This window comes from Methylobacterium sp. E-041 (genome assembly GCF_022829665.1).
Lineage (GTDB): Bacteria > Pseudomonadota > Alphaproteobacteria > Rhizobiales > Beijerinckiaceae > Methylobacterium.
The window spans coordinates 35,450-57,005 of record NZ_JAKSYQ010000052.1; the positions used below are offsets into that span (position 1 = coordinate 35,450).

General features: G+C 71.5%; 21 protein-coding genes and 1 pseudogene. 18 read left to right on the forward strand and 4 right to left on the reverse strand.

Annotation, left to right across the window (positions count from 1 at the left end):
- The first annotated feature begins 143 nt into the window (after positions 1-143).
- Positions 144-371 (forward strand): hypothetical protein, encoded by a 228-nt coding sequence (locus MKK70_RS03630; RefSeq protein WP_147726402.1) that lies wholly within the window; start codon positions 144-146, stop codon positions 369-371.
- A gap of 3 nt (positions 372-374) precedes the next feature.
- Here MKK70_RS03630 and MKK70_RS03635 read toward each other — a convergent pair whose 3' ends face one another.
- Positions 375-1,316 carry a metal ABC transporter substrate-binding protein gene (locus MKK70_RS03635; RefSeq protein ID WP_243945868.1) on the reverse strand — a complete coding sequence of 314 codons (942 nt, stop codon included), beginning with the start codon at positions 1,314-1,316 and terminating at the stop codon, positions 375-377.
- A 196-nt stretch (positions 1,317-1,512) separates the two neighbouring features.
- Between MKK70_RS03635 and MKK70_RS03640 the strand changes: the two genes are divergently transcribed.
- From MKK70_RS03640 to MKK70_RS03650, 3 genes are all read left to right on the forward strand, one after another.
- The gene (locus MKK70_RS03640) at positions 1,513-2,043 is read left to right on the forward strand and encodes a Spy/CpxP family protein refolding chaperone (protein ID WP_243934581.1); all 531 of its coding nucleotides are present in this window, start codon (positions 1,513-1,515) and stop codon (positions 2,041-2,043) included.
- 107 nt (positions 2,044-2,150) lie between these two features.
- Positions 2,151-3,920, forward strand: a complete 1,770-nt coding sequence (locus tag MKK70_RS03645) for an ABC transporter ATP-binding protein (protein ID WP_243945870.1) — start codon at positions 2,151-2,153, stop codon at positions 3,918-3,920.
- A gap of 51 nt (positions 3,921-3,971) precedes the next feature.
- Positions 3,972-5,012 carry an aldose epimerase family protein gene (locus tag MKK70_RS03650; RefSeq protein WP_243945871.1) on the forward strand — a complete coding sequence of 347 codons (1,041 nt, stop codon included), beginning with the start codon at positions 3,972-3,974 and terminating at the stop codon, positions 5,010-5,012.
- On the opposite strand, the gene speB is transcribed toward MKK70_RS03650, so the two are convergent.
- On the reverse strand, positions 4,991-5,959 hold the full coding sequence (gene speB, locus MKK70_RS03655; protein WP_243945881.1) for an agmatinase: 969 nt from the start codon (positions 5,957-5,959) through the stop codon (positions 4,991-4,993). The two genes, MKK70_RS03650 and speB, sit on opposite strands and share 22 nt — an antisense overlap.
- A gap of 292 nt (positions 5,960-6,251) precedes the next feature.
- Between speB and rpsT the strand changes: the two genes are divergently transcribed.
- The 6 genes and pseudogenes from rpsT to MKK70_RS30515 all read left to right on the forward strand — a co-directional run bounded on the left by rpsT (position 6,252) and on the right by MKK70_RS30515 (position 12,062).
- Positions 6,252-6,524 (forward strand): 30S ribosomal protein S20, encoded by a 273-nt coding sequence (gene rpsT, locus MKK70_RS03660; RefSeq protein WP_147728871.1) that lies wholly within the window; start codon positions 6,252-6,254, stop codon positions 6,522-6,524.
- Positions 6,525-7,434: 910 nt separating this feature from the next.
- A complete protein-coding gene (dnaA, locus tag MKK70_RS03665; RefSeq protein ID WP_147862941.1) occupies positions 7,435-8,922 on the forward strand; it encodes a chromosomal replication initiator protein DnaA in 1,488 nt (495 codons plus the stop codon).
- A 201-nt stretch (positions 8,923-9,123) separates the two neighbouring features.
- On the forward strand, positions 9,124-10,242 hold the full coding sequence (gene dnaN, locus MKK70_RS03670; RefSeq protein ID WP_147844487.1) for a DNA polymerase III subunit beta: 1,119 nt from the start codon (positions 9,124-9,126) through the stop codon (positions 10,240-10,242).
- 74 nt (positions 10,243-10,316) lie between these two features.
- Positions 10,317-11,429, forward strand: a complete 1,113-nt coding sequence (gene recF, locus MKK70_RS03675; RefSeq protein ID WP_243934661.1) for a DNA replication/repair protein RecF — start codon at positions 10,317-10,319, stop codon at positions 11,427-11,429.
- A 20-nt stretch (positions 11,430-11,449) separates the two neighbouring features.
- Positions 11,450-11,668 (forward strand): annotated as a pseudogene (locus MKK70_RS30510) (LysE family translocator); the annotation flags it as partial.
- An 88-nt stretch (positions 11,669-11,756) separates the two neighbouring features.
- Positions 11,757-12,062: a LysE family translocator gene (locus MKK70_RS30515; protein WP_279603504.1), complete on the forward strand. Its 306-nt coding sequence runs from the start codon at positions 11,757-11,759 to the stop codon at positions 12,060-12,062.
- A gap of 3 nt (positions 12,063-12,065) precedes the next feature.
- On the opposite strand, the gene MKK70_RS03685 is transcribed toward MKK70_RS30515, so the two are convergent.
- Both MKK70_RS03685 and MKK70_RS03690 read right to left on the reverse strand, forming a co-directional pair.
- Entirely contained in the window at positions 12,066-12,470 is a 405-nt protein-coding gene (locus MKK70_RS03685) for a type II toxin-antitoxin system VapC family toxin (protein WP_147729276.1), read from the reverse strand.
- A complete protein-coding gene (locus MKK70_RS03690) occupies positions 12,470-12,706 on the reverse strand; it encodes a type II toxin-antitoxin system VapB family antitoxin (protein ID WP_147729277.1) in 237 nt (78 codons plus the stop codon). Before MKK70_RS03690 ends, MKK70_RS03685 begins: the two co-directional genes overlap by 1 nt.
- Positions 12,707-12,784: 78 nt before the next feature.
- Here MKK70_RS03690 and recQ point away from each other — a divergent pair, with 78 nt between their 5' ends.
- From recQ to MKK70_RS03730, 8 genes are all read left to right on the forward strand, one after another.
- Positions 12,785-14,635 (forward strand): DNA helicase RecQ, encoded by a 1,851-nt coding sequence (gene recQ / locus MKK70_RS03695; RefSeq protein ID WP_147859671.1) that lies wholly within the window; start codon positions 12,785-12,787, stop codon positions 14,633-14,635.
- A 640-nt stretch (positions 14,636-15,275) separates the two neighbouring features.
- A complete protein-coding gene (locus tag MKK70_RS03700) occupies positions 15,276-16,469 on the forward strand; it encodes a hydrolase (protein ID WP_243945872.1) in 1,194 nt (397 codons plus the stop codon).
- A gap of 154 nt (positions 16,470-16,623) precedes the next feature.
- A complete protein-coding gene (gene purL, locus MKK70_RS03705) occupies positions 16,624-18,843 on the forward strand; it encodes a phosphoribosylformylglycinamidine synthase subunit PurL (RefSeq protein ID WP_147727613.1) in 2,220 nt (739 codons plus the stop codon).
- 25 nt (positions 18,844-18,868) lie between these two features.
- The gene (locus MKK70_RS03710) at positions 18,869-19,105 is read left to right on the forward strand and encodes a BolA/IbaG family iron-sulfur metabolism protein (protein ID WP_147727612.1); all 237 of its coding nucleotides are present in this window, start codon (positions 18,869-18,871) and stop codon (positions 19,103-19,105) included.
- 23 nt (positions 19,106-19,128) lie between these two features.
- Entirely contained in the window at positions 19,129-19,629 is a 501-nt protein-coding gene (locus MKK70_RS03715; protein ID WP_243945873.1) for a DUF29 family protein, read from the forward strand.
- Positions 19,630-19,659: 30 nt separating this feature from the next.
- Positions 19,660-19,998 carry a Grx4 family monothiol glutaredoxin gene (gene grxD / locus MKK70_RS03720; protein WP_243945874.1) on the forward strand — a complete coding sequence of 113 codons (339 nt, stop codon included), beginning with the start codon at positions 19,660-19,662 and terminating at the stop codon, positions 19,996-19,998.
- Between the two features lie 137 nt (positions 19,999-20,135).
- Positions 20,136-21,035, forward strand: a complete 900-nt coding sequence (locus MKK70_RS03725; protein WP_243945875.1) for an NAD(P)/FAD-dependent oxidoreductase — start codon at positions 20,136-20,138, stop codon at positions 21,033-21,035.
- Between the two features lie 286 nt (positions 21,036-21,321).
- Positions 21,322-21,540 carry a hypothetical protein gene (locus MKK70_RS03730; RefSeq protein WP_147842991.1) on the forward strand — a complete coding sequence of 73 codons (219 nt, stop codon included), beginning with the start codon at positions 21,322-21,324 and terminating at the stop codon, positions 21,538-21,540.
- The last annotated feature ends 16 nt before the right edge of the window (positions 21,541-21,556 follow it).

A 21,556-nucleotide genomic window follows, 5' to 3' on the forward strand; every position in this document is an offset into this window, starting at 1 on the left:
GGAAACCGATGAAAGCGGGGACGATCGGGCCGATTCGACGGTTCGTTGCCGGCAAAGTCTTGAACGCCCTAAGCCGTTTACCCGCCGAGCTTTTTTCCGATGTATCGAAGACGGCATCCAGCACCTGCCGGGGGGCAGCGTCGATGCGGTTCGATATCACCGAGGATCCGAGCGGCCTTTGGCTGTGGACGCTGGTCGACGACCGCAACGGACCGGTGGTGTGCTCGCCCGTCCGGTTCCGGACCCAGGTCCAGGCCTATGCCGACGTCGCCGCCTTCAAGGCGATGGTGTCGGGCGCCGGCGTGCTGGTCGGGCGCGGCCCGAAGCGCCGCAACTCCGGTGACGGCGGCGGTCAGCTCGGCCTGCTCTGAGCGTCACGACGGCCCCAGCGCCGCGCCGAACGCGCGTAGGTTGCTCCGCATCATGTCGAGATAGGTCGATGCCGGGCCGGCCGCCCCGGACAGCGCGTCGGAATAGACCTTGTCGCCGATCCGCGCGCCGCTCTCGCGCGAGACCTGCTGCATCAGGCGCGGGTCGGCGATGGTCTCGATGAACACCGCCGGCACCTTGTCCTGGCGGACCTGCCGGATGATCCGGGCGACGTCCTGCGGGCTCGCCTCGCTGTCGGTCGAGACCCCCTGCGGCGCCAGGAAGGTCAGGCCGTAGGCGGCGCTGAAGTAGCCGAAGGCGTCGTGCGTGGTGATGACCTTGCGGTGCTCGGGGGGAATCCTGGCGAGCGTCGCGCGGATCTCGGCGTCGACCGCGTCGAGCCGGGCGAGATAGGCCTCGGCGTTGCGGGCGTAGTCGGCGGCATGGCCCGGATCGACCCTCGCCAGGCCATCGCGGATGTTGGCGACGTAGACCTTGGCGTTCGGGATGCTCTGCCAGGCATGCGGGTCGGGGCTCGACGCCGGGTCGTGGCCGCCCGCGCCGCCGTGGTGATGGTCGTGCCGGCCGGGTATCGTCGCGACCCCGGCCGAGGCGACGACGGGCGCCTTCGAGCCGGAGGCGCGGACCAGCCGGTCGAGCCAGCCCTCGAAGCCCAGGCCGTTGACGAACACGATGTCGGCGGCGGCCAGCGTCCGCGAATCACCGGGCGCCGGGCTGTAGCCGTGGGCATCCGCATCGGGCCCGACGAGGGTGGTCACCGCGACGACGTCGCCGCCGACCTGCCGCACGAGGTCGCCGAGGATCGAGAAGGTCGCCACCGCCCGCACGCGGTCCGCCGCGAAGGCCGGAAGTGATGCGGCGTGCAGGCACAGCGCCAGGGCCGTCGCTCGGAGGAGGCCGAGTCGCGTCGTGGTCCGGGTCGCCATCGTCGAGCACTCCTCGCAGCCGTCCGGCGTGCTGATAGTGTAATAGTGTTACATCGCCAAGCCGCGCGCGGCGACATACCGCCGAAACACGGATGCGGTGTGATCGGTGCGGCAGCGGGACGGCCGGTCGGCTCGGCCGCGCTGCGGATCCGGCGGCACCCGATCCGGGCTCGCCGCGGAAGGAAGGGAGACCGAGATGGTCGGACGTGTGATCAAGGGTGCCCTCGTCGCCGGCCTCGCCGGCCTTGCCCTGGCCGGCGCGGTCGCGGCGCGCGACGGCGAGGACGGCCCGCCCCGCCGCTGGGGCGGCCATTGGAGCCGGCTCTCCCCCGAGGACCGCGCGGCCTTCGCCGACGCCCGCATCGCGGCGCTCCATGCAGGCCTGCGCCTCAACGCCGACCAGGAGAAGCTGTGGCCGCCGGTCGAGACGGCGATGCGCGACCTCGCCCGCCAGCGCCGCGAGCGCATGGCCGCGATGCGCGATCGCAAGCGCATGGACGAGGACGCGCCGGCGGCGTTGCGCGCCATGGCGGATGCCGCCACCGCCCGCGGCGCGGCTTTGGGCAAGCTCGCCGACGCCTCGGGGCCGCTCTACGCCACCCTCGACCCCGACCAGAAGCGCCGGGCGATGATCCTGGCCGGGCCGATGGGCGGCCATCGGCACCGCCACGGCGGCCGTGGCGAGGACGGCGGCGAGGGCGAGCAAGGCCCCCGCGACGGGCGCTGACGCAGGCGGCGCTTGATCCGCGGCGGCCGGGGCGGCACACCCGCGCCACCGCCGCCTCGGGCGACGGTGGGCCGGCGCCCTTCGCCCGGACGATCTCGGAACCCGCGATGGCGCGCCTGAAGGGCGACACGATCCCCCTGCTCCGCCGGCTCTGGCGCGAGTGGCTGTCGCCGCACCGGGGCACGCTGGCCGTGGTGCTGGTGCTCATCGCCCTGGTCGGCGCCTCGACCGGCCTGTACCCGGCGCTGATCAAGGGCGCTTTCGACGCCTTCGACCGCAAGGATGCCGGCGCGCTGGCCTACGGCCCGCTGATCGTCATCGTCGTCACCTCGGTGCGCGGTTTCGCGCTGTTCGGCCAGACGGTGCTGACCAACCGTGTCGTGACCCGGGTCGAGGCCGACATGCAGGCCGCGCTCTACGGGCACCTGATCGACGCCGACCTGGCGCAGCTCGGGCGCGAGAGCCCGGCCGCCTTCACCCAGCGCTTCACCACCGACTTCGCCTTCATCAAGGAGGCGCTGACCCGGATCTCGACCGTGCTGCTGCGCGACGTCGCCATGCTCGTCGGCCTCGTCGCGGCGCTGATCTGGATGGATCCGGTGCTGACGCTGGTGGCCGCGGTCACCGTGCCCTTCGTCGCCAGGCCGATCGGGCGGATCGGCAAGAAGCTCAGGCGCGTCTCCACCACCACCCAGGAGCAGATGGGTGCCACCGCCAGCCTGATTTCCGAGAGCCTCCAGGGGGTGCGCATCGCAAAAACCTACGCGATGGAGGGCTACCTCAAGGGCCGCGCGGCCGACGCGCTCGACTCGGTCCGGCGCCTGAAGATGAAGGCCGCCAACGCCCGCGGGCGCCTCGACCCGCTGCTCGAGGTCGGCGGCGGGTTCGCCGTGGCGGCGGTGCTGATGCTGGTCGGCCAGCGGGTGATGGCGGGCGAGCGCACGGTGGGCGACTTCACCGGCTACGTCGCCGCGCTCCTGCTCGCCGCCCAGCCGGCCCGTGCGCTCGGCACCCTCAACGCGATCCTGCAGGAGGCGGCCGCCGCGCTGACCCGCTACTTCGCGCTGATGGACGAGGCGCCGACGATCCGGGAGGCGCCCGCCGCCGTCGCGCTGAGGCGGGGACCGGGCGAGATCGCCTACCGGAACCTGCACTTCCGCTACCGGCCGGACGCGCCGGCGCTGGAGGGCATCGACCTCGTCGTGCCGGCCGGCTCGACCACGGCGCTGGTCGGCCGCTCGGGCTCGGGCAAGTCCTCGCTGCTGAACCTCGTGCCCCGCCTCTACGACGCCACCGCCGGAACGGTGGCCATCGACGGGCAGGACGTGCGCGGGGTGACGCTGGCGTCGCTGCGCGCGGCCGTCGCGGTGGTGTCGCAGGAGGTGGTGCTGTTCGACGACACCATCGCCGCCAATATCGGCTTCGGCCGGCCCGGCGCCACGATGCCCGAAATCGTCGCCGCCGCGGAGGCCGCCGCCGCCCACGGCTTCGTCGCGCGGCTGCCCGAGGGCTACGACTTTCGCGTCGGGCCCGCCGGCGGGCGGCTCTCGGGCGGCGAGCGCCAGCGCATCTCGCTCGCCCGCGCCTTCCTCAAGGACGCGCCGATCCTGCTCCTCGACGAGGCGACCTCGGCCCTTGACTCGGAATCCGAGCGCCTGGTGCAGGACGCGCTGACCCGGCTGATGAAGGGCCGCACCACCCTGGTCATCGCCCACCGGCTCTCGACCGTGCGCGAGGCCGACCTGATCGTGGTGATGGAGGCCGGCCGCGTCGTCGAGACCGGGCGGCACGAAGCCCTGATCGCCCAGGGCGGCGCCTATGCCCGCCTGCACCGGATGCAGCTCTCGGACGACCCGGCACCGGCGCCGGTGTCGTGAGCCGAATCGGGTCTCGCGCGTAATCCCCGCGTCACGGGACGGGAACGGGCGATGACGGGCGAGACCTTCGGACGGACGGCGGACGGGGAGACGGTGACGCGCTTCACCCTGGTGCGCGGGCCGCTGCGCGTGCAGGTGCTCGATTACGGCGGGATCGTCACCGCGATCGAGACGCCGGATCGCGGGGGGCGCGTCGGCAGCGTCGTGCTCGGCCTCGATACGGTGGCGGGCTACGAGACCAAGAGCCCGCATCTCGGCGGCCTGATCGGGCGCTTCGCCAACCGCATCGCCAAGGGGCGCTTCACGGTCGACGGCCACGCCTACGCCCTGCCGATCAACGAGCCGCCGAACGCGATGCATGGCGGGCCGCGCGGCTTCGACCGGCGGATGTGGCGCGTCGAATCGGTCGATGACGCGCACCTGACGCTCGCGCGCCGCTCGCCCGACGGCGAGGAGGGATTTCCGGGCAACCTCGACGTCGCGGTGACCTACGGCCTGCCCGAGGACGGGACGCTGCGGATCGACTACCGCGCGCATACCGATCGCCCGACCGTGCTCAACCTGACGAACCACGGCTACTTCAACCTGGCGGGCGAAGGCGCCGGCGACGTCATGGGTCACGTCGTCACGATCCCGGCCGACGCGGTGCTGGAGACCGACGCGACGCAGGTGCCCACCGGCACGCTGCGGCCGGTGGCCGGCACGGCGTTCGACTTCCGCACCGGCATGGCGCTCGGCCGGCGCATCCGCGACGGCGATCCGCAGCTCGCGTTCGCCAAGGGCTACGACCACTGCTTCGTCCTCCGCGATGCGGACGGACGGCTGCGGCCGGCGGCGACCTGCATCGCGCCGGGGAGCGGGCGCCGCCTCGACGTGGCGACGACGCTGCCGGGCCTGCAGCTCTACACCGGCAACAACCTCGACGGGACGCTGATCGGCCCGAGCGGCCGGATCTACCGCTCGGGCGACGCGGTCTGCTTCGAGACGCAGGCCTTCCCCGACGCCCCGAACCACCCCGGCTTCCCGCCGGCGGTGCTGCGGCCCGGCGAGCGTTTCGCGTCGACGACGACCTACCGGTTCTCGCTCGCCTGATCGGCGTCCGCCCGCGCCGCCCGGCGTGCGGCGACCGCGTCGGCGAGCAGGCACAGGATCTCGAAGGCGAGCTGGCCGCCGGTGAGCGCGGTGAGCCCCGACGGGTCGAGGGGCGGCGCCACCTCCACGAGGTCGGCGCCGACGAGGTCGAGGCCGCGCAGGCTGCGCAGCAGGGCCAGCGCCTCGCGGGTGGTCAGCCCGCCGATCTCCGGCGTGCCGGTGCCGGGCGCATAGGCCGGGTCGAGGCTGTCGATGTCGAAGCTGAGATAGGTCGGGCCGCGGCCGGCGATGGCGCGGGCCTCGGCCGCGACCTCCGGCATGCCGCGGCCGGCGGCCTCCTCCATGGTGATGACGCGGATGCCCCGGGCGCAGGCCCAGTCGCGCTCGTCCGCCGCATCCATGCTGCCGCGGATGCCGATCTGCACGCAGCGCCGCGGATCGAGCACGCCGTCCTCCACCGCGCGGCGGAACGGGGTTCCGTGGGTGAGCCGGGTGCCGCCGTACTGCGCGTCGTCGGTGTCGCTGTGGGCGTCGATGTGCACGAGGCCGAGCGGCCGGTCGCGCCCGAGCGCCCGGAGGATCGGATAGCTGATCAGGTGGTCGCCGCCGACGCCGAGCGGCACGATGCCGGCCGCTCTGAGGCCGCCCATGAACGCCTCGATCCGCCGGCAGGTCTCGCCGGCGTCGATCGGGTTCACCGGCACGTCGCCGAGGTCAACGCAGGCCGCCAGCGCGTAGGGCGCGAGCCCGCTGGCATGGTTGATCGCCCGCGTGCCGGTCGAGGCCTCGCGCACGCCGCGCGGGCCGAGGCGGGTGCCCGGCCGGTTCGTGGTCGCCCCGTCGAACGGGATGCCGACGAGGCCGATCTCGACGCCATCGGCGCTTCGCGGATCGCGGCAGGGCAGCCGCATGAAGCTCGCCACGCCGGCAAAGCGCGGCGTCTCCATGCCGGAGGCCGGACGGAACGCCGCGATGCGAGCCGCATCCGCCTCGCTCACCCTGTGCACCACGCTGGTCCCTCCCCGGATCGACCGGTATCATCCCGGGCCAGCCCGGCGCGATCAAGCCGGATGCGCCGATCCGCGTTGACGACGCGGCGTCCCGTGGCTATAGAGCCGGCTCTGCCGAGGGCCCGTGCGGTTGCGCGCGTCGTCGGCTTCGCCATTCGCCACACCCAGCGCAGACCGATCCGAGGCTCCCCGAGCTCGAAGGTCCCCGCCCTTTGATACGAGGATGCCCATGGCCAACACCGTGTCGGCCAAGAAAATGACCCGCAAGATCGCCAAGCGCACGGCGATCAACCGCTCGCGCCGCTCCCGGATGCGTACCTTCGTCCGCAAGGTCGAGGAGGCCATCGCCGCTGGCGTGCAGTCCGACGCCCTCAGCGCGCTCCGCGCCGCCGAGCCGGAGATCATGCGGGCCGCCCAGAGCGGCATCGTTCACAAGAACAACGCCTCGCGCAAGGTTTCGCGCCTCGCCGCCCGCGTGAAGGCCCTGGCGGCCGCCGCCTGAGCCCGGCCGCCGTCGGCACCGCCGACGCGCCATCAGGTCCCGATACGAAAAAGCCCGGCCTTCGCGCTGGGCTTTTTCGTGTGTCGGAGCCATCGCGGCCATGATCTCATTCGTCGGGACGGCGGCCGCGCTCGACGTGAGGCGCGCACCCTCCGCGATCGCCCTCCCGTGAAGCGGGCTGCCGCATCAGTGCATCTTGCGTACGATGGCAGCCGGTGAGCCTTCGAAGGCCCGCGCGGCCCCCTCCCCCGTCCGGGAGAGGGTCGGAGTGAGACCTGCCCGGAAGGACCTGTCCCCTCACCCTGTCCCCTTGACCCTGTCCCCCTGCCGAACGGGAGAGGGCCCCGGCGCCGCGCCGGCACGACGCCGCCGTTCAGTCGCCGTCGCGGGGTCGAGCAACGCGGAGATCCGGGCGCCAGGCCGGGGTGCGGACCGATCGTTGCCCGCGACACCGCCGTCGAGACGCGCTCCGGAAGCGCCTGAGGGCACGGTCGATGTTCGCGCCTTGTCCGCGCTTGGCGCGTGACGAAGCGTTAACCCATTTTCAAAAATCCATTTCGTTGCGGAGTCTTCGGGGCGGGTGTAGCTTAACAAAACCTCACCACGCCCCAGCAAACCCACAGCATCTCCGCCACCAAGCCGAATCATGCGTCGAATCAAAGCCGTATCGTGTGTCGCTTCGACTCCGCTCGACTCGCCGAAGTGGCGGTCAAGGCTTTCCCCGCAAGTCCCACTGTTAAAACTACCGTAGGCAATTGTTGATAGGCTCTTCAAATCGACCAGCAGCGTCGTCGGACGGGTTGACTCCCTCCGATTTTTGCGCCCCGCCCGTGTTCACGGGGTGTTCCAGTGTGCGTGCGTACGCCCCGTCGGCGGGTCTCCCGTCCTCGGTGCGAGGAGAGTGTCAGTGATGCATGTCGACGAGAGCGTGTCGGGCGGCGGCGGAAGCGGTGGAGGAAACGGGTCCACGGAGGCCGCGGCAGCCTGGGGACGGGTGAAGCGCCGCCTGCGGGCCGAGCTCGGCGAGGACGTGTTCGCGAGCTGGTTCGCCCGCCTGGAGCTGGATTGCGTCGTCGGCGGCACCGCCCGCCTCACCGTGCCGACCCGGTTCCTGAAGAGCTGGATCGAGTCGCACTACCTCGACCGGGTGCTGAACACGTTCAAGGCCGAGGTCGAGGAGGTCGGCCGCATCGAGGTCGGCGTGCGCGGCACCACCGCCCCCGTCCGCCCGGTGGCGCCCGGCGCCCCGAAGCCCGGCCCGACCAGCGGCCCGCTCGCCCGCCTCCACGCCGCCGGCACGCCCGCGCCGATGCCGACGACCCCGGCGCCCGACATGCGCGCCGAGATCGCCGGCGAGCTCAACGGCGCGCCCCTCGACGCGCGGCTCACCTTCGCGAACTTCCTGCTCGGCCGCTCGAACTCCCTGGCGCATGCCGCCGCCGACCGCGTCGCCCGCCACGACGGCGAGGGTGCGCTCTACAACCCGCTCTACTTCCATGCCGGCGTCGGCCTGGGAAAGACCCACCTGCTGCACGGCATCGGCCACGCCGCCCGCGAGGCCGGCCGCCGGGTGATCTACCTCACGGCCGACCGCTTCATGTACGGCTTCGTCAACGCCCTAAAGACCCAGAACGCGCTCGCCTTCAAGGAGCGCCTGCGCGGCATCGACCTGCTGATCCTCGACGACGTGCAGTTCATCCAGGGCAAGTCGATCCAGGCCGAGTTCGGCCACACCATCAACGCGCTGATCGATGCCGGCCGCCAGGTCGTCGTCGCCTCCGACCGGCCGCCGACGGAGCTGGAGGCGCTCGACGAGCGCGTCCGATCGCGCCTGGCCGGCGGCCTCGTGGTCGAGATCGGGATGCTGGACGAGCAGCTGCGCGCCTCGATCCTTTCCGCGCGGCTCGCCGCCGTGCGGGTGGCGCATCCGAGCTTCGAGGTCTCGCCGGCGGTGGCGACCTACGTGGCCCGCGCGATCACGGCCAACGGCCGCGACCTCGAGGGCGCCGTGAACCGCCTGCTGGCCCATGCCACGCTCACCGGCACCGCCGTGACCATGGAGACGGCCGAGACCGCGATCCGCGACCTCGTGAAGAACCGCGAGCCGAAGCGGATCAAGATCGAGGACATCCAGAAGCTCGTCGCCTCGCGCTACAACGTCTCGCGCTCCGACATCCTCAGCGAGCGCCGCACCGCCGCGGTGGTGAAGCCGCGCCAGATCGCGATGTACCTGTCGAAGGTGCTGACCCTGCGCTCGCTGCCCGAGATCGGCCGCCGCTTCGGGGGGCGCGACCACACCACGGTGCTCCACGCCGTGCGCAAGATCGAGAAGCTGATCGGCGAGGACGCGGTTCTCGGCGACGAGGTCGAGCTCCTGAAGCGCATGCTGCAGGATTGATCCTGCTCCGTCCCTCCCCTCTCGCGGGGCGGGACGCGCGGGGCGGGTCGTCGGCCTGTCCCGCCCCCGATCGCCCTGTGCGAGGGACGAATCGCGCCCTTGCCTTCGCGGCGCCGCTTCGCCAAGCTGAACGGCCAAACTCCGAACCCGCCGGCCGCGGCGGCGTTCGAGCACGGTCCTTCGAGCATTCAGAGTACTGCGATGAGAGTCACTGTCGAGCGTGCGGCCCTCCTACGGTCGCTCGGCCACGTGCACCGCGTCGTGGAGCGGCGCAACACGATCCCGATCCTGTCGAACGTGCTGCTGCGTGCCACCGACGGCGGCCTCCAGCTGCGGGCGACCGACCTCGACATCGAGGTGACCGAGACCGTGCCGGCCGACGTCTCGGATCCGGGTGCCACCACCGTGCCGGCCCACGTGATCTACGACATCGTGCGCAAGCTCCCCGAGGGCGCGCAGGTCTCGCTCGAGACCGGCGGCGAGTCCGGCCAGATGACGATCCGCTCCGGCCGCTCGCGCTTCGCGCTCGGCGCCCTGCCGGAAGGCGACTTCCCGGACCTCGCCGCGGGCGAGCTGCCGCACAGCTTCGGCATCGCGGCCGCCGACCTCAAGCGCCTGATCGAGAAGACCCAGTTCGCGATCTCGACCGAGGAGACGCGCTACTACCTCAACGGCATCTATCTCCACACCATCGAGGCGGAGGGGCTGAAGCTGCGCGCGGTCGCCACCGACGGTCACCGGCTCGCCCGCGTCGAGATCGACGCGCCGGAGGGCAGCGCCGGCATGCCGGGCATCATCGTGCCGCGCAAGGCGGTCGCCGAGATCCAGAAGCTCGTCGACGACGGCGGCGACAGCGTCGCCATCGACCTCTCGCCCGCCAAGATCCGCCTGCGCTTCGCCTCCGGCGTGACGCTGATCTCCAAGCTGATCGACGGCACCTTCCCCGACTACCAGCGCGTCATCCCGGCCGGAAACGACAAGCGCCTCACCGTCGAGCGCGAATCCTTCGCGCGGGCGGTGGACCGGGTCTCGACGATCTCGTCGGAGCGCGGCCGGGCGGTGAAGCTCGGCCTGCAGGAGGGCCGCCTCTCGCTCTCGGTCAACAACCCGGATTCGGGCAGCGCGACGGAGGAGCTCGACGTTGACTACGAGGCCGCCGGCCTCGATATCGGCTTCAACGCCCGCTACCTCCTCGACATCACCGGCCAGCTCGAGGGCGACACCGCCCTGTTCAAGCTCGCCGACCCGGGCTCCCCGACCCTGATCCAGGACCGCGAGGGCGCCTCGGCGCTGTACGTGCTGATGCCGATGCGGGTGTGAGCGAGGCACCGGTTTCGCACTCGGGTGGGGCATCGAACGAGACGGATGATGCGGATGCGCAGCGCCTCACCCGCCTGACCGCCCGCGACTTCCGCAACCACGCCGATCTCGACCTGCCGCTGTCGGACCGCTTCGTCGCGCTCGTCGGCGAGAACGGGGCGGGCAAGACCAACATCCTAGAGGCGATCTCGCTGTTCGCGCCCGGCCGCGGCCTGCGGCGGGCTGAGTTCTCGGCGATGGCGCGCAAGGACGGCCCCGGCGGGTTCGCCGTCTCGGTGACGCTGGCGCGCGACGGGGCGGAGCACCGCCTCGGGACTGGATGCGAGCCGCCGGGCTTCGACGGGCGCGTCAGCCGGCTCTGTCGGATCGACGGGGCCGGCGCGCCCTCCCCGGTCGCCTTCTCGGAGTTCCTGCGCGTGGTCTGGCTGACGCCGGACCTCGACGGGCTGTTCCGCGGGCCGGGCGGCGACCGCCGCCGCTTCCTCGACCGGCTCGTGCTCGCGGTCGATTCCGGCCACGGCGCACGCGTCTCGGCGATGGAGCGGGCGCTGCGCTCGCGCAACCGCCTGCTGGAGGAGCGCCCGAACGACGGCCGCTGGCTCGACGCGATCGAGCGCGAGGTCGCCGAGCTCGGCGTCGCCGTCGCGCTCGCCCGCCGCGAGACCACCGAGCGGCTGGATCGCCTGATCCACGAGACCCGCGACGACGCGCAGCCGTTTCCCTGGGCGGCCCTGCGCCTGGAGGGCGACCTCGACGACCTCGTCGCGGTCTGGCCGGCGCTCGAGGCGGAGGACCGCTTCCGCCTTGCCCTCGCCCGGGGCCGCCCGCGCGACCGCGCCGCCGGGCGCACGCTGTCGGGCCCCCAGACCAGCGACCTCGTGGTCCGCCACGGCCCGAAGGACGTGCCGGCCGCCACCGCCTCGACCGGCGAGCAGAAGGCGCTGCTGATCGGCCTCGTGCTCGCCCATGCCAAGCTGGTGCGGGCGATGAGCGGGATCGCGCCGCTGATCCTCCTCGACGAGGTCGCCGCCCACCTCGACCCCCGCCGCCGCGCCGGCCTGTTCGCGGCCCTCGACGCGTTGCCGGGGCAGGTGTTCATGACCGGGGCCGACGCGGCGATGTTCGCCGAGCTCGGCGGGCGGGCCGACGTGATCGGCATCGCCGACGGGCGCATCGCGCGGCCCTGATCTCGACCGTCGTGACCACGATGCCGCTGTCCAGCCTCGCCTTCTTCGCCGCCGTCTATGCCATCGCCGTCGCCTCGCCCGGCCCGGGCATCGCCGCGCTCGTGGCGCGGGTGCTGGCGCGGGGGACGCCGGGGATCATCGGCTTCGCGGCGGGGTTCGTCGCGGGCGATCTCGTCGGGTTCTCGCTGACGGTGGCGGGCCTTGCCATGGTGGCGCAGACCTTCGCGATCGGATTCGTCGTCCTGAAATACGCCGGCGCGATCTATCTCGCGTATCTCGCCCTGGGGAGCCTAGACCGCCCGCACCGACGCGGTCGAAGCCGCGCCCATGGCCGGACACGGCGCCGTTCGCCTGTTTCTCGGCGGACTGACCCTCACTTTGGGCAACCCGAAGGTGATCCTGTTCTTCCTGGCCCTGCTGCCGACTGTCGTCGACCTCGATCATCTCACGCCGCTGGGCATCGCGGAGATCGCGGCGACGATCGTCGTCGTGCTGAGTGCGGTGCTGGCAACCTATGTGCTCGCCGCGGCCCGCGCGCGCCGGGTCTTCACGTCGTCTCGCGCCCGTCGCGCGATCAATCGTGGGGCCGGAACGGTCATGGCCGGCGCCGCCGTCGCCATCGTCGCGCGCTGACCCTCAAGCCATCGCCGAGCGAATGTCGGTCTGCGGAAAGTCGTCGCCGACGAAGAGCAGGGGAACGTCGTGGACCTGGGCGCAGGCATAGGCGAAGCAGTCGCCCAGATTGAGCTGTGCCGGATGCCCGCGGCCCTTGCCGTAGCGTGCATGCGCGGCGAGGGCTTCGTGGCTTTCCGCCGCGGCGATCGGCACCAATCGGATGCCGGCGGCCAGGAGGAACCGTTCGATCTGCGATTCGGAGTTCGCGACGTCCTGACTCAACTTTCGCGAGAGGGCCATGACGGTCTCGAAGACGGCAAGCGCCGAGGTGATCGGTGCTTCGGCTTGGTCGAGGCACCGGATCAACGCCGCCGCTGGCGGCTCTGCGCTCATGATCGCGACCATGGCGGAGGCATCGACGAACATCACTCGTCGTTCAGGCCGTCGTAGAAGGCCTTGTCGGCCTCCAGACCCGTTCGCGGTACGGCGGCGATCTCATCGAGCAGGGGCCGCAACCGTTCGGCCAGCGGTAGGGCGCGATCCCGCCGCTCCAGTTCGTTGGCCAGCGCGATCTTCACCGCCTCGGTCTTGCTGACCCGGGCGAGGGCCGCCAGTTTGTCGGCGAGGCGGTTCACCTCCTCGCTTCGGATGTTCAGCGGCATCGCGCGCCTCCGTGTAGACAATCTGCTGTTAGTGTATACGCACCCCGGCGGCAAGCCGTGGTTTCACCTGGGACAGGCATGACCTCACGACTCGACGATGCGCGGCGCGCCCTCAAGACCACCTTCGGCTACGACGATTTCCGACCCGGCCAGGACGAGGTGATCGAGGCGGTGCTCTCGGGCGCGGACGTGTTCGCGGTGATGCCGACGGGCTCGGGCAAGTCGATGACCTACCAGCTGCCGGCGCTGGTCGAGGATTCGCTCACCGTCGTGGTCTCGCCGCTGATCGCGCTGATGCACGACCAGGTGCAGCAGATGCGCGGCTTCGGCGTCGCGGCAGCGACCCTGAACTCGTCGGTGGCCGAATCGGTCTCGCGCGAGACCTGGCGGATGATCCGCGCGAACGAGCTGCGGCTGCTCTTCGTCTCGCCCGAGCGCCTGCTGATGGACGGCTGCATGGACGCGCTGCGCGGCGCAGGCGTCCGCCGGCTCGCGGTCGACGAGGCGCATTGCGTCTCGCAATGGGGCCACGACTTCCGCCCCGAATATCGCGCGCTGTCCCGCGCCCGCGAGGCGCTCGGCGACGTCCAGACCGTGGCGCTGACGGCGACCGCCGACAAGGCGACGCGGGCCGAGATCGCCGAGCGCCTGTTTCCCCAAGGGCGCGACCTCAAGACCTTCGTCCACTCCTTCGACCGGCCGAACATCGGCCTGACCTTCGCCGCCAAGGACAACCCGACCCGGCAGATCGAGCGCTTCCTCAAGCACCGCCGCTCCGAGAGCGGGATCATCTACTGCTCGTCGCGCAAGCGCACCGAGCAGCTGGCCGAGAGCCTGAAGAAGGACGGCTTCAACGCGTATCCCTACCATGCCGGGCTCGACCAGGGCACGCGCATGCGCAACCAGGACACCTTCCTGCAGGAGGACGGCGTCGTGATGACCGCGACGGTGGCCTTCGGCATGGGCATCAACAAGCCCGATGTGCGCTTCGTCTGCCACGCCGACATGCCGGGCAACGTCGAGGGCTACTACCAGGAGATCGGCCGCGCCGGCCGCGACGGGCTGCCCGCCGACACGCTGACCCTCTACGGCCTTGACGACATGGCTCTGCGCCGCCGCCAGATCGACGAGAAGGAGGTGCCGGACGAGCGCCGCCGCGTCGAGCGGCGCAAGCTCGAGGCGATGATCGCGCTGTGCGAAGGCGCGGCCTGCCGCCGGCAATCGCTGCTCGCCTACTTCGACGAGGCCAGCGGCCATTGCGGCCGGTGCGACCTCTGCCGCGGCGGCGTCACGCTCGTCGACGGCACGGTCCCGGCCCAGAAGATCCTCTCGGCGATCGTGCGCACCGGGCAGCGCTACGGCGCGGCCTATGTCTGCGACGTCGTCCACGGCAAGGTGAGCGAGCCGATCCGCCGCAACGGCCACGAGCAGCTCAAGACCTTCGGCGTCGGCGCCGACAAGCCGGTCGCCGCCTGGCGCGCGATCCTGCGCCAGCTCTTCGCCGCCGGCGCGGTGGCCGAGAACACCGACGGCTACGGCGGCCTCACCATGACCGACAAGGGCGAGGCGATCCTGTTCGGCCGCGAGCCGGTGCAGCTCCGCCCCGACCCGGAGCCGAAATCGGCCGAGCCGCGCGAGCGCCGCCGCGCGGGCGCCGTGCGCGACGCCGGCTCGGACGACCTGAGCCCGGCCGACGAGGCCCTGTTCCAGCACCTGCGCGGCCTGCGCGCCACCATCGCGCGCGCCGACAACATCGCCGCCTTCATGGTGTTTCCCGATCGGACGCTGATCGAGATGGCCAAGGGCAAGCCGGTGGATCTCTACGCGCTGCGCACCGTCCACGGCGTCGGCGAGCGCAAGCGCGAGGCCTACGGCGAAAGGTTCGTCGCCGCGATCGCCGAGTTCCTGGCGCATCCCCCGGCGGCGTGACGGGCGGAGCCGGCATCGGCGACGTCTCAGCTTGTAGGCTCGCTCGACAAGCTTCTCGCGACCCACGCCAGACGTGCGGAGAGCCGTGGGCGCTCCTCCGACGCAGCCATCCGTGGTGGTCGAGCAAACGCAATTCCGCGCGGGAAGCGAACCTTGACCGCGAGAAGGCGTCCTACGGCATCGCCGTGGCCCACTGCCGGGTGTTTGCGGTTGAAGCAGCGGCTTTCGCGGACCGACCCAAGCCCGGTCAACTTCCTCGGTCCGGCCAACCCCCATCGGATACGTATGACCGCTTGGGTGCCATTCGACTTTTGTACAGTCTGGGATGGACGCCAAGGCAGGCGGGGCGGCGGACAATCTGCCGCCCGCGCGCTGCGGCTCGGCCTTCTCCGCGTCTCAACCGTGAGCGGGCGGGGTGGCGATGTCCGCCTCGATCGATCCGTTGCCCGGAAGCGGACAGGCCGAAAGCCACCCTTTGCGGTGCCCCCCGAGTTTCTCAGCAGGTCATAACGCCGGCGTCTTTTCGCTCGTCTCCGGGGCGTGCCGTCGTGTAGGGAGCCGGCATCCTTCGACAGCAACAGCGCCGGAACGCTCCGTCATCACCCGATTCAGCGACACGCCCACCGCCGATCCGCAAGAGGTGGTCACGCGCCAGGTCTTCTACCTGCCCGGCTTCGATCCGCGCCAGCCCGAGACCTACTGGGGCCTCTTCCGTCGCGAGAGCCGGCTGACGGCCGCGCGCCGCGGGCTCGACATCGCGGTGAGCGACCCGTCGCGCAGCGCCGACCGCCTCAGCCTCGACTGGACCCTCGAATCGGGGGGCACCCGCACGCGCTACGGCCTGCTGCGCTGGGACGACATCGTGCGTGCGCGCTTCCCGCGCCCCAACTGGCGGCGCCTCCTCACGGTGCCGGCCCTGCTGTGGCGGCTCAGGCGCTCGGGCTACGAACGGCGCCTGCGCCGCGAGGGGCGCAGCTTCGCCATGGTGATCTTCGGCGTCCAGTACCTGTTCCTGGTGTTCGTGGCGTTGAGCCTCGGGCTCGCCGCGCTGCCGCCGCTGGCGCTGCCGGCCGACTGGCGGCCGTGGTCGTGGCTCGCGGTACCGGTCGCGGCCTACGCGATCCTGGCCGGGATCATGGCGATCACCCGCGGCAAGCCGTTCTACTGCGCCCACCTCGTCGACGACACCGCCTTCACCCACGACCACGCGGCCGGCCGCGAAGCCCGGATGCCCGAGCGCCTCGACGCCATGGCCGCGCGCATCGCCGCCGCCGAGGGCACCGCCGACGAGGTCGTGGTGATCGGCCATTCCTCGTCGAGCTTCCTCGGGGTCGAGGTGCTCGACCGGATCCTCTCGGCCGATCCCGCCTTCGGCACCCGCGGCACGCCGGTCTCGTTCGTGACGCTGGGCAGCGTGATCCCCTGGATCGCCCTCGACCGCCCCGCGGTGAAGTTCCGGGCGGCGCTCGCGCGCTTCGCCGCCGCCGACCAGATCCGCTGGCTCGACGTGCGCGCGCCGTGGGACTGGCTGTCGATCCACCTGCGCGATCCGCTGACCGCCTCCGACGTTCCTTCGCCCGACCGCGGGCGCCCGGCCACGCGCTACGTCCGGCTGGAGGACCTGATCGAGCATCGTCTCATCCGAGGCCGACGCTTCAACCTGTTCCAGATGCACTTCCAGCTCTTGATGTCGAGCCTGGACACGGACGGGTTCGACTACATCGCGCTGGTCTCCGGGCCGGAGCCGGTGCACGCGGCGATCGACCGCCGGTGCGGGGCGCGGCCGGCGAGCCCGTCCGAAGGCGGCGCGACGGCCGTGCCGGTCCGCGCCTGAGCGCTCCGACCCCGGGACGGGCCGGGCGGATGTGTGATCGAATGTTGCCAGGGCGGGCGCTTACCCTCTAGAGCCGTGGCGACTCCCGAGCCGGCGCCGACCTTGCCGACGGCGCCATCTCCGATCGGGACCGGATTTTCGTCGAGACTGCCGCATGTTCCGCAACGATGTCCCGATCACGCCCGAGCTCGTCCGCCAGCACGGCCTGACGCCGGACGAGTACCAACGGTTCCGCGGGTTGATCGGGCGCGATCCGACGCTGACCGAGCTCGGCATCGTCTCGGCGATGTGGAACGAGCACTGCTCGTACAAGTCGTCGCGCAAGCACCTGCGCGGATTGCCGACGACGGGGCCGTGGGTGATCCAGGGGCCGGGCGAGAACGCCGGCGTCATCGACATCGGCGACGGCCTCGCCTGCGTCTTCAAGATGGAGAGCCACAACCACCCGAGCTTCATCGAGCCCTACCAGGGCGCGGCGACCGGCGTCGGCGGCATCCTGCGCGACGTCTTCACCATGGGCGCGCGCCCGATCGCGGCCCTGAACGCCCTGCGCTTCGGCTCGCCCGACCACCCCCGCACCCGCCACCTCGTCTCGGGCGTGGTCGCCGGCATCGGCGGCTACGGCAACTCCTTCGGGGTGCCGACGGTCGGCGGCGCGGTCGGCTTCCACCCGCGCTACGACGGCAACATCCTGGTCAACGCCATGGCGGTCGGCCTCGCCAAGGCCGACGCGATCTTCTACGCGGCGGCCTCGGGCGTCGGGAACCCGATCGTCTACCTCGGCTCGAAGACCGGGCGCGACGGCATCCATGGCGCCACCATGGCGTCGGCCGAGTTCGACGCCGAGACCGAGTCGAAGCGCCCGACCGTGCAGGTCGGCGACCCCTTCGCCGAGAAGCTCCTGCTCGAGGCCTGCCTCGAGCTGATGCGCTCGGGCGCGGTCATCGCGATCCAGGACATGGGGGCTGCCGGCCTGACCTGCTCGGCCGTCGAGATGGGCGCCAAGGGGGATCTGGGCGTCGAGCTCGACATCGAGAAGGTGCCCGCCCGCGAGGCCGGCATGACCCCTTACGAGATGATGCTGTCGGAGAGCCAGGAGCGCATGCTCATGGTTCTGAAGCCCGGCATGGAGGCCGAGGCCGAGGCGATCTTCGTGAAGTGGGGCCTCGACTTCGCGGTGATCGGCAAGACCACCGACACCCTGCGCTTCGTGGTGAAGTGGCACGGCGACGTCGTCGCCGACCTGCCGATCAAGGAGCTCGGCGACGAGGCGCCGCTCTACGACCGGCCGCACATCGCCAACACGCACCTGCCCGAGATCCAGGCCGCGGACGTCGCGGCGCCGGCCTCCCTGACCGAGGCGCTGAAGCGGCTCGTCGGCTCGCCCGAGCTGTGCTCGAAGCGCTGGGTCTACGAGCAGTACGACCACTTCATCGGCGGCAACACCGTGCAGAAGCCCGGCGGCGACGCCGCGATCGTCCGCGTCGAGGACGGTCCCCGCGGGCTGGCGCTCACCGCCGACGTGACGCCGCGCTATTGCGAGGCCGACCCGGTCGAGGGCGGCCGGCAGGCGGTGGCCGAGGCGTGGCGCAACATCACCGCCGTCGGCGGGCGGCCGCTGGCGATCACCGACAACCTGAACTTCGGCAACCCCGAGAAGCCCGAGGTGATGGGCCAGCTCGTCGGCTGCCTCCAGGGCATCGGCGAGGCCTGCAAGGCGCTCGACTTCCCCGTCGTGTCCGGCAACGTCTCGCTCTACAACGAGACCAACGGCGTCGGCATCCTGCCCACGCCGACCATCGGCGGCGTCGGCGTGCTCGACGACGTCGCGCGCCACGCCACCATCGCCCTGAAGCGCGAGGGCGACGTGCTGGTGCTGGTGGGCGCCGCCGAGGGGTGGCTCGGGCAGTCGATCTACCTGTCGGTGATCGAGGGCCGCGAGGAGGGGGCGCCGCCCCCCGTCGACCTGTCGCTCGAGCGCCGCAACGGCGACTTCGTCCGCGGGCTCATCGCCTCGGGCCAGGTCGACACCGTGCACGACCTCTCCGACGGCGGCCTCGCGGTGGCGTTGGCCGAGATGGCGATGGCGGGCAGCTTCGGCGCGACGCTGCCCGAGGCGCCGGAGGGCATGCCGGCGCACGCCTACCTCTTCGGCGAGGACCAGGCGCGCTACCTCGTCGCCGTGCCGGCCGAGGCCGCGACCGACATCCTCTACGCCGCCTCGGCGCAGGGCATCGACGCGTCGGTGGTCGGCGTGGTCGAGGGCGACGGTTTGACCCTGCCGGGCGGGCAGACCATATCGGTCGCCGAGCTCCGCGACGCCCACGAAGGCTGGCTGCCGGCCTACATGGCGAGCCTTCCGGCGGCCGCCTGACACCCCCGACCCGAGGAACCGACCGATGCCGATGGACGCGCGCGAGATCGAGCGGATGATCGTCGAGGCCCTGCCCGACGCCAAGGTGGAGATCAAGGATCTCGCCGGCGACGGCGACCACTACGCCGCCACGGTGCTGTCGGCGGCGTTCAAGGGCAAGACCCGCGTCGCCCAGCACCAGATGGTCTACGGCGCGCTCCAGGGGCGGATGGGGGGCGTGCTCCACGCCCTTGCGCTGACGACGGGCGTCCCGCAGGATTAGGCCTCCGTTCCACGGTGGTGCCGATGGACCAGCCGAGCCTCTGCGACGACGACATCGTGACCTGGTCCGAGCAGCAGGCGGCGAGCCTGCGCGCCCTGGCGGCTCGGCCCGACCTCTCGAATGCGCGCGCTTGGGAGAACATCGCCGAGGAGGTCGAGGGCTTGGGACGGTCTCAGACGCAGGGCGTCGAGAGTGCCATCATCCTCGTCCATGTCCCGAAGTACCTTTCGGCTCCGTCCGCGCAATCGACCCGATCCTGGCGGGTCGAGGTGGTCGCCTACCAGGCGACGGCACGCCGGAACTACAAGCGCTCCATGCGACAGAGGATCGACTGGGAAGACCTCTGGACCACCGCGAAGGCGAACGCCGCCGTGTCGCTCGAGATGTACGGCGACAGCCCCGTCCCTGGGCTGCCGGCGACGATGCCTTTCCATCCGGACGAGATCGTGGCGAAGAGCTTCGATATGGATTGGGCGCTGGAGCGGTTGGCCTCGGCATTGGAAATGCCTGCCGACCATCACTAGATCTGCTGAAACGAACGAGGATCGGAACCCATGAGCGACGTCAACGCAATGATCGAGAACGAGATCAAGTCCCAGGACGTGGTCGTGTTCATGAAGGGCACGCCCACCATGCCGCAATGCGGCTTCTCGGGGCAGGTCGTTCAGATCCTCAACTACCTCGAAGTGCCGTTCAAGGGCGTGAACGTGCTGGCCGACGCCGGCATCCGCGACGGCATCAAGGCCTATTCCAACTGGCCGACCATCCCGCAGATCTACGTGAAGGGCGAGTTCGTCGGCGGCTGCGACATCACCCGCGAGATGTTCCAGTCGGGCGAGCTGCAGACCTTCCTCGCCGAGAAGGGCGTCCCGGTGAAGTCCGCCGCCGCCTGAGCCGGCCTTCGCGGACGGACGACGACGAAGGGCGCCGCGGCGCCCTTTTTCGTGGCCGCATCCGAGAAACGTTCGGCACGGATCCGGCTTGAGCCCGAGAGGGGCAACCGGAGGCGCGCCTCGGGCGCGGCGTCATCATGCACGACGTGATCATCGTGGGCGGCGGGCCGGCGGGGCTCAACGCGGCGCTCATCCTCGGGCGCTGCCGGCGCACCGTCCTGCTCCTCGACCACGGCACCCCGCGCAACGCCGCGGCCCGCCTGACCTGGGGCGTCTACACCCGGGACGGCACGCCGCCGGCCGAGCTTCGCGCCCTCGCCCGCGCCGACCTCGAGCGCTACGACACCGTCGCGCTGCGCGAGGCCGAGGTCGTGGAAGCGCGCGCGATCGACGGCGGTTTCGCGATCACGCTCGCGGACGGCAGCCGGGAGACCGCCCGCCGGCTGATCCTCGCCACCGGCCTGCACCAGGACCTGCCCGCGATCCAGGGCTTCGCGCGCTACTGGGGCACCGGCGTCCATTCCTGCCCGTATTGCGACGGCTACGAGGCACGCGACCGGCCGATCGCGGCCTACGCCCACGGCCCCGTCGCGAAGGGGTTCGCCCTGGAGCTGACGGCCTGGAGCGGCGACGTCACGCTCTGCACCGACGGCCATCCGACCGACCTCTCCGAGGACGATCGGGCGCGCCTCGCCCGAAACGGCGTGCGGCTGGTCGAGGCGCCGATCGCCCGCCTGGACGGCGACGAGGCGGGGCCGACGCATCTCGCCTTCGCGGACGGCAGCGCCCTGCCCTGCCGCGCGGTGTTCCTGATGCCGATGGGATGCCTGCCGTCGCAGCTCATCCGGCAGCTGGGCTGCGCCCTGAACGAGGCCGGCGTGGTGCCGACGCGCGATTACGAGAAAACCGACGTGCCGGGGCTCTACGTGGCCGGCGACGCCTCGCGCCGGGTGCAGTTCGCGATCGTCGCCGCCGCCGAGGGCGCCATGGCGGCCTTCGCGGTCAACACCGAGCTCCTGCGCGAGGACACCCGCTGACGTTTCCGAGAGACGCGATTAGCCGTGCATCCGCAGGGTGCATTTCGCGGGGCTGCCGACGACTTGCGAAGCCACGTCGCGCCGGATGCGTAGTCTGGAGATCTGCCGAAAGGCGAAGTCGGCGTGCGATTTCACACCATGGCCGGGGCGCTGCAATGCAATGATGAAAAAATAGTTCCGTTCTCGAAACTTTCGGAACTTGTTCAGGTTGTCCCCGTTACTCACGTACGGCCGAGGTTTCCTCGGCCGCCGGTGCCGACGCTCCGCTGTCTCTGCAAGGCCGGTCATGCCCGTCTTCGACGCCAAAAACCTCGGGACCCAGTTCGAAGGCCAAGCCTTGCTCGCGGCGATCCTTCACCCGACGCGCATCGCCCAGACTCGCGCCCTCACCCATGGCCGCCAGCGCGCCGAGCGCGCCGCCGCCATGGCGGACCCGATGACGATCGAGCCGCGCTACCCGGTCGGCGCCGGCGTGCTGACCCAGACGCCGATCGCCTCGACCTGACGGCGTTGCGCGCCGC

Excerpts from the sequence above, each read along its gene's own strand:
- MKK70_RS03640 (WP_243934581.1), top strand. The coding sequence starts at position 1,513 with ATGGTCGGACGTGTGATCAAGGGTGCCCTCGTCGCCGGCCTCGCCGGC.
- speB (WP_243945881.1), bottom strand. The coding sequence starts at position 5,959 with ATGGAGACGCCGCGCTTTGCCGGCGTGGCGAGCTTCATGCGGCTGCCC.
- MKK70_RS03715 (WP_243945873.1), top strand. The coding sequence starts at position 19,129 with ATGGACCAGCCGAGCCTCTGCGACGACGACATCGTGACCTGGTCCGAG.
- dnaN (WP_147844487.1), top strand. The coding sequence starts at position 9,124 with ATGAGAGTCACTGTCGAGCGTGCGGCCCTCCTACGGTCGCTCGGCCAC.
- MKK70_RS03645 (WP_243945870.1), top strand. The coding sequence starts at position 2,151 with ATGGCGCGCCTGAAGGGCGACACGATCCCCCTGCTCCGCCGGCTCTGG.
- dnaA (WP_147862941.1), top strand. The coding sequence starts at position 7,435 with ATGCATGTCGACGAGAGCGTGTCGGGCGGCGGCGGAAGCGGTGGAGGA.
- purL (WP_147727613.1), top strand. The coding sequence starts at position 16,624 with ATGTTCCGCAACGATGTCCCGATCACGCCCGAGCTCGTCCGCCAGCAC.
- MKK70_RS03650 (WP_243945871.1), top strand. The coding sequence starts at position 3,972 with ATGACGGGCGAGACCTTCGGACGGACGGCGGACGGGGAGACGGTGACG.
- MKK70_RS03630 (WP_147726402.1), top strand. The coding sequence starts at position 144 with ATGCGGTTCGATATCACCGAGGATCCGAGCGGCCTTTGGCTGTGGACG.
- MKK70_RS30515 (WP_279603504.1), top strand. The coding sequence starts at position 11,757 with ATGGCCGGACACGGCGCCGTTCGCCTGTTTCTCGGCGGACTGACCCTC.
- grxD (WP_243945874.1), top strand. The coding sequence starts at position 19,660 with ATGAGCGACGTCAACGCAATGATCGAGAACGAGATCAAGTCCCAGGAC.
- MKK70_RS03730 (WP_147842991.1), top strand. The coding sequence starts at position 21,322 with ATGCCCGTCTTCGACGCCAAAAACCTCGGGACCCAGTTCGAAGGCCAA.
- MKK70_RS03710 (WP_147727612.1), top strand. The coding sequence starts at position 18,869 with ATGCCGATGGACGCGCGCGAGATCGAGCGGATGATCGTCGAGGCCCTG.
- MKK70_RS03685 (WP_147729276.1), bottom strand. The coding sequence starts at position 12,470 with ATGTTCGTCGATGCCTCCGCCATGGTCGCGATCATGAGCGCAGAGCCG.
- MKK70_RS03635 (WP_243945868.1), bottom strand. The coding sequence starts at position 1,316 with ATGGCGACCCGGACCACGACGCGACTCGGCCTCCTCCGAGCGACGGCC.
- rpsT (WP_147728871.1), top strand. The coding sequence starts at position 6,252 with ATGGCCAACACCGTGTCGGCCAAGAAAATGACCCGCAAGATCGCCAAG.
- recQ (WP_147859671.1), top strand. The coding sequence starts at position 12,785 with ATGACCTCACGACTCGACGATGCGCGGCGCGCCCTCAAGACCACCTTC.
- MKK70_RS03690 (WP_147729277.1), bottom strand. The coding sequence starts at position 12,706 with ATGCCGCTGAACATCCGAAGCGAGGAGGTGAACCGCCTCGCCGACAAA.
- MKK70_RS03725 (WP_243945875.1), top strand. The coding sequence starts at position 20,136 with ATGCACGACGTGATCATCGTGGGCGGCGGGCCGGCGGGGCTCAACGCG.